Origin of the sequence: Burkholderia sp. WTPI3, from assembly GCF_021483755.1 — a bacterium.
Taxonomy (GTDB): domain Bacteria; phylum Pseudomonadota; class Gammaproteobacteria; order Burkholderiales; family Burkholderiaceae; genus Burkholderia.
Genome location: NZ_JAGIXF010000228.1, coordinates 1 through 691, shown reverse-complemented (window position 1 = coordinate 691; position 691 = coordinate 1). Strand labels below are relative to the sequence as shown.

1 pseudogene is annotated in these 691 nt (G+C 60.8%); it reads left to right on the top strand.

What is annotated here, in order from left to right:
* Window positions 1-691: pseudogene (locus J7024_RS37025) on the top strand (DDE-type integrase/transposase/recombinase); the annotation flags it as partial.

The window sequence follows — 691 nt, the reverse complement described above, 5'->3', positions numbered from 1 at the left end:
AAGTACGGCGGCATGGACGTTTCGCTGATCGCGCGGATGAAGGAACTGGAGGCCGAGAACGCCCGGCTGCGCAAGATGTACGTCGAGGAGAAGATCAAGGCCGAGATCGTAGCGGAGGCGCTCGCAAAAAAAGATTGAGGCCATCTTGCCGGCGTGAGATGGCCATGCATGCGGTGTGCAGCCGGGGCGTATCGATCCGGCTGGCATGTGAGGCATTTGGGATCAGCCAGGCCTGTTATCGGTACGTCGGTCGGCGCAGCGCCGAGAACGACGAGATTGCGAACTGGCTGCTGCGCCTGACGGACAACCACCGGAACTGGGGCTTCGGACTGTGCTTCCTGTACCTGCGCAACGTGAAAGGCTTCGGCTGGAATCACAAGCGCGTGTACCGGATCTATTGCGAACTGGAGTTGAACCTGCGAATCAAGCCGCGCAAGCGACTGGTCAGGCAGGTCCCGGAACCGCTGGCGGTGCCGTCTGCCGTCAATCAGGTCTGGTCGATGGACTTCATGCACGACCAACTTGCCGACGGACGTAGCATCCGGCTGTTTAACGTGATCGACGACTTCAACCGCGAGGCACTCGGCATCGAGATCGACTTCTCATTGCCGTCCGAACGCGTGATCCGTGCGCTGCGGCAGATCATTGGTTGGCGCGGCAGGCCCAAAGCGATTCGGTGCGATAACGGGCC